8 protein-coding genes are annotated in these 11115 nt (G+C 57.5%); 7 read left to right on the top strand and 1 reads right to left on the bottom strand.

Features of this window, described 5'->3' with window-relative positions; translation table 11 throughout:
• Together MR935_RS06805 and MR935_RS06800 are read left to right on the top strand one after the other, a co-directional pair.
• On the top strand, positions 1-546 hold a 546-nt coding region (locus MR935_RS06805), incomplete at its 5' end, for a hypothetical protein (RefSeq protein WP_290572191.1).
• Positions 547-603: 57 nt separating this feature from the next.
• The gene (locus MR935_RS06800) at positions 604-7467 is read left to right on the top strand and encodes a peptidoglycan DD-metalloendopeptidase family protein (protein WP_290572189.1); all 6864 of its coding nucleotides are present in this window, start codon (positions 604-606) and stop codon (positions 7465-7467) included.
• A gap of 108 nt (positions 7468-7575) precedes the next feature.
• On the opposite strand, the gene MR935_RS06795 is transcribed toward MR935_RS06800, so the two are convergent.
• The gene (locus tag MR935_RS06795; protein WP_290572187.1) at positions 7576-8277 is read right to left on the bottom strand and encodes a copper amine oxidase N-terminal domain-containing protein; all 702 of its coding nucleotides are present in this window, start codon (positions 8275-8277) and stop codon (positions 7576-7578) included.
• A gap of 462 nt (positions 8278-8739) precedes the next feature.
• On the opposite strand from MR935_RS06795, the gene MR935_RS06790 reads away from it, so the two are divergent.
• The 5 genes from MR935_RS06790 to tnpB all read left to right on the top strand — a co-directional run.
• The gene (locus MR935_RS06790; RefSeq protein ID WP_290572185.1) at positions 8740-8997 is read left to right on the top strand and encodes a hypothetical protein; all 258 of its coding nucleotides are present in this window, start codon (positions 8740-8742) and stop codon (positions 8995-8997) included.
• Positions 8994-9728 (top strand): BRO-N domain-containing protein, encoded by a 735-nt coding sequence (locus MR935_RS06785; protein ID WP_290572183.1) that lies wholly within the window; start codon positions 8994-8996, stop codon positions 9726-9728. Before MR935_RS06790 ends, MR935_RS06785 begins: the two co-directional genes overlap by 4 nt.
• Positions 9729-9795: 67 nt before the next feature.
• A complete protein-coding gene (locus MR935_RS06780) occupies positions 9796-10443 on the top strand; it encodes a hypothetical protein (protein ID WP_290572181.1) in 648 nt (215 codons plus the stop codon).
• Between the two features lie 237 nt (positions 10444-10680).
• A complete protein-coding gene (gene tnpA, locus MR935_RS10800; RefSeq protein WP_442863024.1) occupies positions 10681-10935 on the top strand; it encodes an IS66 family insertion sequence element accessory protein TnpA in 255 nt (84 codons plus the stop codon).
• Positions 10936-10996: 61 nt separating this feature from the next.
• On the top strand, positions 10997-11115 hold a 119-nt coding region (gene tnpB / locus MR935_RS10795; protein ID WP_442863025.1), incomplete at its 3' end, for an IS66 family insertion sequence element accessory protein TnpB.

The raw sequence follows: 11115 nt of genomic DNA, 5'->3' as shown, positions 1-11115 counted from the left end.
GCATACATGCAAACCATCAATCCAAACGGCAGTCTGGCCGAGAGCCTTGCGGCAAACGGTCTGCTGAACACAGGACTAACTGAATCCAGCCAGATCAGCGCAGGGAACAGCTACCAGAACGCGATCAATCAGAACGCGAGCACGGAAACCGAGTCGCTTGCCGAGATCGAGCGCGCGATCACCAAGGCTAAGCTGGAGGGCGATCTAACCGCTGCGCAGGCATTGGCCGGACTGTATCAGCAGGTGGCTGAGAAGCAATATGAGAATATCGGCAATATCGCGCAGTGGAACCAGTGGCAGACGCAGAACAAGCAGGCTGAGGCTGGGCTAACAGGTACTTACAACGGCCAGTTGACCATGGCAGGGCAGGCTGCACAGATCGAACGCGAGTCCGCAGCGCTCGCGCTCGAGGTGCAAAAGCTGACCGCACAGCCGTTGGCACAGCTGCAATTGGAGGCACAGCGGCTGCTGAATGAGGGATACACCCTCGAAAATGCATACAAGGCGCTGCAAAACAAGTATGCGCAGTATCAAATGGGCATGTGATGAACCAGAGGGGCGGCGGCGCAAGCCGTCGCCCTTTGTTGTACAGGAGGAAGCATAATGGCAGAGAAGGACAAGAAGAAGCCGAAAATCCCCGCGCTGACGGCAGCGCAGCGGGAGCAGGGGTATAGGCGGCGGCAGACGAACGAGAACAGCGACGGAAAGGCCAAGGCAGGGCCTGTGGCCATACAGCAGCCGGAGACGCAGACGCTGGGCAAGCAGATAGTGGCGCGCCAGCAGACTACGCAGCGCACGAGCGGCGGGTTTGGCGGCGGCGGCAAAAACAGCATCACCCGCCAGCAGGCAACGCAGGCGGCCAGACCGGCAAATGGGTACGCGCCGACGGCGGCGCTGCGCCTGTCGGACGACAGGCAGCAGAGTATACAGACGCTGGGCAAAAATATGACCGCGTGGCACACGGCAGACGCGGCGAAGAAGCAGCAGCTCGAAGCCGAGAACGCGGCCATACGCGCGCGGCTGGGGCTGGGCTATGACGCGCGCACGGGCGTGACTATCGGGCAGCAAGGGGAAAATCTGTCCCTGCCGGTGCTGCGGATGACGAGCGGCACACCGGCCGCGCGGGCGCGGGCGGCGGTGCAGGAGGCGCAGAACGACACGCCGAGGCAGGCGACTTTGACAGCGGCGGCAAACGCGGCGCGCGAAGCAAGCTATGACCGGCAGACGCCGCTATCCGCGTTGGGGCATAACACGATGGCTGGTGTGGCGGGCATCAGCAAAGGATTTTATGACACGGTGGACTTTCTTCTGCCTGATGTGATCACGCCCAAGCGGGTGCAGCAGTACATCGACAAGGCAAAGGAGGACAACGCGCGGATTATCGAGCAGGTAAATCAGTACAACGCGGCGCGCGGCGGCAGGGCGGGCGCTTTTGCGGGCAGCTTGTACCAGTCAGCGATAGGCATGGTGCCGCAGGCGGTCGTAGCCATCATGACCGGCGGCGTGGGCGCGGCGGGCGAGATGGGCAAGGCCGGGGCGCAGCTGGCCGCCGCCAGCAAGCCGCTGCTGACCAACATCACGCAAAAGCTGGCGCAGAACGCCCCGGCAATGACAAGCTTCCTGTCAACGGTTGGCTCGGACTATGAGCAGGCCAAGGCCGGGGGCGCGAGTGACGCGCAGGCGGCGATATCGGCAGTTATCAGCAGCGCGATCAACGCGGGAATAGAGGTCGGCGGCGGCATCGAGACGGCGGCAGGCGCGCCCGCTACATGGAAGAACATCCTGAAAAGCATGCACGAGGAGGGCATGGAGGAGGTAACGCAGGGTATCGTGTCCGGCCTTACGCAGAAGAGCGTGTACGACCATGACAAGCCGTGGGTGACGGCTGGCGGCGACGGTGTGATAGATCCCGCGCGCATGGCGCAGGAGTACGGTGCGGGCGCGCTGCTGGCCGGTGGCGCGGGCGCGGCACGCGCGGTGGGTGCCCGGATCGTGTCCGGCGACCAGACGGTGCGCACGGATGATACGACGAACAGGTACTTGCAGGCCAAACAGGCTGCGCAGGAGGTCAACAGCCAAATGCAGGCTGAGCAGAAGGCCAGTCTGGCAGGCGCGGAGCTGGAGAACAACAGAACACTGAATCAAATCATTGCGGAGAATCACGATACAATCGCGCAGACCGGGGTGCTTGCTGAAATGACAGGCAAGGAATTTTCAGGCGGTGAGCGCAAGCTCGTTGACCAGATAACAGATTTCTTCAAATCCATCGGCAATAAGGTGACCCGCGTTGGATTTGGCGATGTTGTATTAAATCGCAGCGGCGCGCGGGACAGCATTTCGCACGGCATAGGGCGCAACAAGGCAATCGCGTTTGCGGCGGTGCCTTCCGTGATTGAAAACGGCACAGTGATTGATATGCAGCACGATTGGAAAGGCCGGGGATATGATACGGCGACCTTTGGCGGGCGCGTGCGAATCGGCGGCATAGATTACGATATGGGTGTGATCGTCAAGCAGTACGACAATGCGGAAAACCGGGGGAAATATTATCTGCATGAGGTTTTACTGACAAATCAGGAAAGCGAAGCCGTGTCGTTCAAGACTGGGACCAATTTGGGCTACCCCAGCGACACAGCTTCGCTTCCTGAGAACAGTATACCCCAATCCACGCGGGAGGTCAACAGCCAAATGCAGGCCGAGCAGGCCGCGCGGGAGCAGGGCGCGCGTATGGCTGCGCTGGATGCGGAACGCCGTCAGGCCGAGGGGATGCTGCCGGGGCCTGCGCGGGACGCGGCGCTGCGGCGCATCACCGAGCAGATGCAGCAGGAGGCCGGTGCGCCGCGCACGGCGGCGGAGGTGGAGGCTGATATGCGCGCGGTAGCCGATCTGGAAAAATCGGACGCGGCACAGCGCGCGGCAAACCCATATTACGGGCTGACACGGCAGCAGCTGGAAATGGAGCTGGACTTTGCAAGGCAGCAGGTAGAGCGCGCACGGGAAAACGGGCGCGGGCAGGAGGCAGACCGGTTTTTGGGGCAGTATCGACAGATCGAGACTGCGCTGGCGGATGCGAAAAAACACACATTTAGGCGCGGCGACCGCGTGTTTGCGCTTGATCGCAACAATTTCGGCGAGATTGTGCGCGATAGGGGAGACGGTTACTTTGATGTGTATTTTGCCCGCAGCGAGGATGAGGCAAACGGCATCCATACTCTGCACGGAGATCTGCTGCAAGCGATGGTACCCGAGGAGCAGCGGGTGCAGGCCACGCCACAGGAGGTTGCAGAGCGCAGCGGCGAGGCGCTGGGATACGACGAGGCGGACTTTGACCATATGGTGGAGACGCAGGAGGTAGACCAGTATGCCCCGCTGCCGCCGCGCGACTATTCCCGATTCGGCGGAGAGGGACGCGGGCTGAAGGGCGGCGACGAGCAGATCAGGCGCGACATACAGGAGATCACTGAGCAGGCGGATGAGCAGGGCAGCCGCCAGATCATCCCTGAGAGCGTGGCGCTGGCGATCAACCCGGTTAAGGGTGCGTACAACAAGACGCTGGAGCGCGTGCTTGACCAAGCGGCGGGCAAAAACCAGACCGTGCGCACATTTTTGCGGGATGTAATTGAGAGGCCGCTGGCCAAGGCAAAGGGCTTGTACGCCAAGAACATCAAGAGCCAGATGGAGGACTACCGTGCGGCCATACAAAAGACCGGCATCACGAAGGGATCGAAGGAGAGCGCGGCAGTGATGTGGTACGGCGAGGGCAAGCGCATGAACGAGGCGGGCGACTATGTAGACTACACGCTGAAGGACTTGAAACAGGACTTCCCGGAGACATGGCGGCAGATTGTGGAGGCTGACGCGGTAAACCGTGCGATATACGACAGCTACATCGAAAAGATACAGCAGGCGCGGCGCGAGGTGTACCCATATGCCGAGCAGCGCGTCGAGCTGGCCATCGCGCGCAAGAGGGCGCAGGCGGCGGCATACAGCGAGCAGGTTCGTGCGCTGGACGCGAAGATCAAGGCAGGTACGGCGACCGGAGAGGAGACCGAGAGCCGCACACTGCTGATGCGGATGTTGCAGGAGACCGAAAAGGACATCATCCAGCGCCAGCGCGACCGTGACAGCGGCAAGGCGTTTGCCAACCAGCGGCTATTTCCGCGCAAGGACTACTATCACCACACGATGGAGATGGCCGAGGGATTTGCGGCGCTCAAAAACATCTTTGAGACGGACGCAGACATCGACCCGCGGCTGGTGGGCACGAGTGACCACACCAAGCCGAATGCCAAATGGTCAGGAGTGCTGCAAAAGCGACAAGGCGTGCGGACGATGGAAGACAGCGTGGCGTGTATGCTGGACTACATCCCGCAGGCCGAGTACATGATCAACATCGACCCGCAGATTGCAAGGCTGCGCACGGTGGTGCGCGATCTGGTGGACGGCACGGCAAATCAGGACATGACCAATGCCAACACTCTGATCGAGTGGATGACCGACTACACCAACGATCTTGCAGGCAAGACCAATCCATTTGACCGCGCGCTGCAAAAGGTGATGAGCCGGAAGGCATTTAAGGTGATTGAATGGATCAACGGGCGAGCCAAGTCCAACGCGATACTGGGCAACCTGAACAGCGCTGTGGCACAAGTGTTCAATCTGCCGAACGGACTGGCCTACATCAAAGACCCACGCGACATGACAAAGGGCATCGCTGATTTTGTGGCGGCCAAGACGGGGGACGAGTCCGCGCGGGCGAAGCTGGCGCAGAGCGGCTTTATGACTGAGCGATACCTTGACCAAACCGAGGTCAAGTTCGACGAGGGCATGTTGAACAAGCCGAAGAAGTTTGCAACATGGCTGCTGACCGTGGGCGATCAACAGGTGTCCGAGCTGATCTGGTATTCGGCCTACGAGCAGGCTGTGCGCAAGGGGGTAAGCGATCCGGTATTCTACGCAGACGACATCACCAAGCGGGCGGTGGCCGGGCGCGGCGTGGGTGAGGTGCCCATTGCGCAGCAGTCTAAAATCGTCAAGTTGGTCGCACCGTTTCAGGTTGAGGTCTCGAACGCTTATCAGTTAATCAAAGAAAAGGTCGGGCAGAAGGACGCGCTGGGTCTGGTTCTGCTGTATCTGTCCACATTTTTGCTCAACGAGGTCAAAGAGGATCTGACCGGCACACGCACCGGCATGGATCTGATCGACGCAGCAAAGGATGCATGGGCAGAAATCAACGACCCCAGCTACAAGGGCAGTACGCTGGCCAAACTGACGACGATAGGAGGACGCATGACGGGAGAGGTGTTGAGCAACGCGCCCTTTGGTACACAGGTCGCCAGCATGGTAATTTCGGACGATACAATGCGCAGCAAGCTGTTCGGCGAGAGTGACCCGACGCGCTTTGGCACTGGCAACATCGGCATTGATGCGCTGGCAAAGCCTGCATGGCAGTTTTTCAGCGGGCAGGAGGTAAACCCGTGGGACACGGCGACTGGTCTGCTTCTGCCGTGGGGCGGAAAGCAGGTATCCCGTGCGATAGACATGGCTGAGGATCACGGGCTGCTGCCGGTGTTCCGCGTCAGCATGGACGGGGTGCGCGCTGAGCGGCAGGACACGCGGGCGGCCTACACCGAGGACGGCAGCAAGGTCAAGTTTGCGGCGGACAAGGATGTGGGCAACATCCTTAAAGGGCTGAGCTTTGGAAGGTATGCCACCGATGCGGGCAAGGCGTATCTCGCGGGAGGTACGCGGGGGCTGAGCGAGGCCAAGACCCAAGCCTTCCGCGCGGGCGTGACCGAGCAGGGCATCGACGAGGCGGTTCTGTATGACGCGATCGTCAAGCTGGGGCAGGCAGAGCCGGTCAAGGATGCGGCCGGAAAGACGGTGATCACGAGCAAGGCCGCAGCGCGGAAAATGCTGTTTGCCCGCGACGATATGACCCCAGAACAAAAGCAATGGCTGGACAGTGTGTTGCTGATCGACGAGGACAGCGATCAGCAGCCGGCGGATTACACCGATTACAACAGTTTCATGCTCTCGTGCGTGCGGGACGGGCGGCGCGAGGCGGCAGCCGACGCACTGGCGCATGGACTGACCATAGATGAGTTCAACGCATGGGACGGGCGGCTGTCCGCCCTGTCCGCTGAAAAGGACGCGGACGGCAACAAGCTGCACAGTGCCGCTGAGGCGCGTGGCATGGCGCTGGACGAGATTATGCAGGACGCGGCGTTGGACGACAACCAGAAGCAGGCGCTGGCCGATTATGTATTGATATCGACCATGAGCGACAGCCAGCGCGAGGACTGGGAGACCGTGGCCAAGGGAAATGTAAACGCGAGCGATTATGTGCGTTTTGTGCGCGACACCGCCGCGTACAAGGACGAGTACGAAAAGACCGGCGCGGATCACGCGGCGAACGTTGCAACCATCCTGCGCGGTTACGAGAACCTGACGGACGAGCAGCGGGACTATCTGTTCCGCGCATATTCGGGCAACATGAGCAAAAACCCGTTCCACGTATCCGAGTATGAACAGAGGATGGTGGGCAACGGCTTTTTCGATGGATTGAGTGAGGCGGGCAAGGCCGAGGTACGCAAACTGGCCAACCAGTACGAGCAGGCGTTGGCCGAGGGCGATACGCTGACTGACTGGCAGGGTAAGGCATACATGTCCAAGGAGGCAGGCATTGCGCCCGAAACTTATATCCTGTATCGCGTGGCACTGGTGGCCTGCAACGAGGACGGAAAGGGAAGCGCCAAGCAGGACGAAGCCGAGCGCGCGGTAGCGCTCCTGCCTGGGCTGACGCAGGCGCAGCGGGCGTACTTGTATCAAAGCACAAACAGCGCATGGAAGTCAAACCCATATGGAACCGCGACGGTGACCAAGTACAGCGCGCTGGGCGGCACAGCTGAGGCGATAAACCCAGTGGATGGAGGACGGCTGTCCAGCTCGTTTGGACCGCGCACATCGCCCACAGCGGGCGCGAGCAGCTGGCACAAGGCAATAGACATTGCAGCCGACGAGGGCACGCCGGTGCGGTCGGTGATGGGCGGCACGGTAGCATCCGTTAACAAGTCGGGGTACGGAGGCGGGTACGGCGTGTCGGTGCGCATAGACCATGGCAACGGGGTAGAAACCGAGTATCACCATATGCAGGAGGGCAGCGTGGACGCGCTGAATGTAGGAGATGTGGTCGCGACGGGACAGCAGATCGGCGCAGTTGGATCGACCGGCATATCGACAGGGCCGCATCTGGATATGCAGGCGTGGAAGGACGGGCAGATCGTCGACCCACTGACCATCATACCGGGCTATGGCGCGCCGAGCGGACATGTCTACAACGGTACGGTAAGATCCGGCGTGGCAGCAGGAGGAGGATCGTCAAGCCAAAACCGTAGCAGCAGCGCGGCAGGAACACAAAATGGGATGAAGCAGTTAAAGAAATTTAAACCGTTACCGACATTTTGAGAAGAGAAAAGCCGCCCTTTCGGGCGGCTTTTCGCGGCATTTTGGGGATAGGGAGTATAAAAGATGGTGCAATTTGGCCTATATAGCATAATGGTTGGAGGAATAACATTAAAAATCAAGATCGCGCCACAAGCAATAATTATGAAAGAAATTATCGAACAGAATTTCCGTTTTGTAATAATTATCGATGGCTATCTCATTGGCCGAAAAGAATGCATCCCAATTTTGTTTGCTGCTGTTGTTGATATAATTTTCATAGGCAGAGGCAGCATCACGCATAGATATCATGACCTGAGTGAAGGGGTTCAACATATCGTCTACGATGAATGCAGCGTGTATATTATAGGAATCGTCCGCGATTAAGTATTCAAGAACATCGAATATATTGGAAACGCGATTATCAAGATTGGTCTTGATATCGGCAAGACTACCTGATGAATTATTTTGTATATAGGCGAGTTCGGAGGTTATAAGAATATAATAATCTTGTAGGATGTCGTTCATTTCATATACGACTGCACATATCTCCGGAAAATCACCAAACAGACAGGCTGTATTCGTTGCGCCGTCATATTCAACATCAGCACCAAAGGCATCGGAAACTGCACGAATAGGAACATAGGTTGTGCCCTGATATACAAAAGCTTGGACAGTTTTTCCGTTTACATCGGTCATAGAAATATCACGATTATTAAGTTGTACGTTAATTCCATACTCTACTTGAATGTTTTGCTTGTAGGTGCTGGCGGCAAAGGCAGTGGAAATGAAGAACACGAGCATGAGGACAAGTGCGGGCAGTCTTTTTTTCATAGTAGTTGCCTCCTTTGTTTTGGCCTGCCCCAGATGGGACAGGTTGTTTTCATAAGCATAACAAAATCCGGCAAAATTGGCAATATTATTTTAAGAAAAGGGTTGACTTTATTGGATATCCGATATATAATATGGATATCCAATAATAGGAGGTGTGAAGTGTCACCGAGTGCAGGCCGACCTAGGTCTGACAATCCAAGAGATACGCAGTATCGATTACGATTGACAGCAGGAGAGGTCAAACAGCTGGAATACTGTTGCATGGTTTTGGGGCTTACCAAAGCAGAAGTATTGCGGCAGGGGTTGGAAGCAATGTATGAAAAAGCCCGAGGTAAAAAATAAGAGTTTCGGCCATCTGCGGAAAGATACACCGAAACTCCTATAACACCACTCCAACAGGAGGGCATAAATATTATAGCACTGTGCCTACCTGTTGGTCAACGACAAACAGGAGGATTTTTTATGTCAAACAAAGAAGTGTATGAAGAAATCTACAACAGCTACCTCAATTCCATCCGACACAAAACGGACTACGCAGAGATGGGACAGCCTGATCCGTATGACAGCATGGAGGAAAAACTGAAGCAGCTTTTGCCGGAGACATGGCGCGAGCTTTCGGACGATATGGGCGAGCTTCTGCATGAAAGCCACCGGTTTGGATTCTTCTGCGGCCTGCGCGAAGCGGGGCGTCACCTGATGCTGGCGGAGGTGCAGCGATGAGCGGCGGGATGCTGACGGTATCCAACAACGAGTTCGGCAAGCTGGATATCCTCATCGAGGATGGAAAGGAGTTGTTCCCGGCAAGACAATGCGCAAAATTGTTAGGATATAGCAATTCAGCAGATGCGGTATCCCGGCACTGCCGTGCTATCGTGAAACGCGATAACGTTGATTCAGTGGGAAGAATACAGACGTTGCAGTACATCCCGGAGGGCGACCTATACCGCCTTATCATCCGCTCCCGCCTGCCCGCCGCGCAGAAGTTTGAAAAATGGCTGTTCGACGAGGTGTTGCCCGAGCTGCGCAGGACGGGCGGGTATCGCGTGAAAGCAGCGGCGGCGCTGCCGCATACATGGCTCGGGTGCGGGTGCATCTGTGCCGACGAGGCCGCAAGGCTGCTGGGCGTGAAGAAAGACCGCATCAGTACATTGCTGCGCAGCCGCCCGACGGTTTATAAGAACGGCGTGGATTGGGAGACGCTGCGCAACCACGAATTAGGCGAGTTTAAGTTTTATAATCGCATAGGGAGCATGGGAAAGGGCATCTGTGTTATCTACGAAAGCGGCATGGCCAAGCTGCGTTGGGAGCTGCTGGGCGAGGGCTCGCCGGATACGGCGATACCTGCGGCAGCAGAACTGCCTAAGCTGCCCGCTGCCGTACAGCAGGAGAATGAGCAGCTACGGCTTGCGATGGGAGAGATCGCAAGGATTACGAAGGAGATAACGGAATAGGAAAAGCCGCCCGAAAGGGCGGCTTTTCGCGACATTTGGGGGATAGGGAGTATGGTTGTAACTTGGGATGCCATATAATCGCGGGTTTTATACCGTTGATATTCGCTTCTTCTACAAGATCGAAAGCGAGATCAGCTGCATGATCGGTCGTCCGCGCATCATTGACGGGCTGGCTGTGTTTGACAAGCGCGTGGTGCTCTTTGGCGGAGAGGGCGGCGCGCGTATCTTCTCGTCCCGCTTTGTAGAGGGCGGTATGGATGTGCAGCTCCGCCCCGACAGCAACAAACCGACTGCGGTCGTCGAGGTCGTCGATCCGATCCTGCTGGACGCGCGTGTCATGCCGCCCGAGGCTTCGTGCAACTGCTGCTGCTGCGCGCTACATGAGGTGCCGCGCTCGCTGTGCGATTGCTTTGGCGGCGACGATCTGGTGCTCGGCTCCTCGGGCAACCAGCTTTTCGTAACGCTTGGCCAGTTCTCAATCATCCGCTTGGAGCGCGATATCCAGCTGTTGATGCCTGCGTTCGATATCTGTCTGCCGCGGCGCGATTGCTCCAACAGCGGCGCTGGCGGCGGAGAGCAGGATCCCTGCGCAGTCTTTGCCAATTTTGAGTTCCCAATCGACGAGTTTTTCCCGCCCAAGCAGGAGCACTGTGACTGTATGCCCGGTACGGGCGGCTCGAACGGCTGCGGCTGCGCCAGCAAATGCTGTGGTTGATACGCAGGAAGAAAATGCAGCAGTGGCCTGATGGCTGCTGCGGTCAAGCTCCATATCAAAAAGAAGAGCGGACATGATGTCCGCTCTTTTTTAGGAAAAAGGCTGGCCGTGGTGGGGGCTGCGGGTAAGCGCTCAATAACCTCCCACCTAGCATCGCGCCCTGAACTATGAGATAATATCTAAAATCACGAAAAACTCACGGTGAGTTTTTCGTGAAGGCGAAAGAGGTGTTATCAAATGGCAGATGTACTGGCAGTTCGGGATGAATATCGGGCGCAAACCTGGGCGAGCTTAATACAGGAGTGCAGTAGCAGCGGGCTGAGCAAACGGGAGTTTTGCCGGGAACGAGGGATTTCAGAGAAAAGCTTTTATATTGGCTCAGAAAACTGCGGGATCAGGCGGTGCAGTCCTCCTGTCCCCAGTTGGTACAGTTGGAATCTGGTCCAGCTGCGGCGAATATGCTCCAAATTCAATACAAGGGGGCGGAGCTGAAGCTATCAGCCGGTGTTGACATGGATGCGGTGACCATGGTGCTCCGGTCGGTTCAGTCGCTATGATCGATCTGAGCAAGGTCCGGAACTACTATGTCGCCTGCGGATACACGGATCTGCGGCGCGGCATAGACGGTTTGGCTGCCATTGTAACGCAGCAGTACGCAGGTCAATTGAGTGA

The organism is Agathobaculum sp., assembly GCF_022775115.1.
Taxonomy (GTDB): Bacteria; Bacillota; Clostridia; order Oscillospirales; family Butyricicoccaceae; genus Agathobaculum.
Note: the sequence above shows the minus strand (reverse complement) of the source record. Positions and strands in the feature narration are given on the sequence as shown.

Excerpts from the sequence above, each read along its gene's own strand:
- MR935_RS06785 (WP_290572183.1), top strand. The coding sequence starts at position 8,994 with ATGAGCGGCGGGATGCTGACGGTATCCAACAACGAGTTCGGCAAGCTG.
- MR935_RS06795 (WP_290572187.1), bottom strand. The coding sequence starts at position 8,277 with ATGAAAAAAAGACTGCCCGCACTTGTCCTCATGCTCGTGTTCTTCATT.
- MR935_RS06790 (WP_290572185.1), top strand. The coding sequence starts at position 8,740 with ATGTCAAACAAAGAAGTGTATGAAGAAATCTACAACAGCTACCTCAAT.
- MR935_RS06780 (WP_290572181.1), top strand. The coding sequence starts at position 9,796 with ATGCCATATAATCGCGGGTTTTATACCGTTGATATTCGCTTCTTCTAC.
- MR935_RS06800 (WP_290572189.1), top strand. The coding sequence starts at position 604 with ATGGCAGAGAAGGACAAGAAGAAGCCGAAAATCCCCGCGCTGACGGCA.
- tnpA (WP_442863024.1), top strand. The coding sequence starts at position 10,681 with ATGGCAGATGTACTGGCAGTTCGGGATGAATATCGGGCGCAAACCTGG.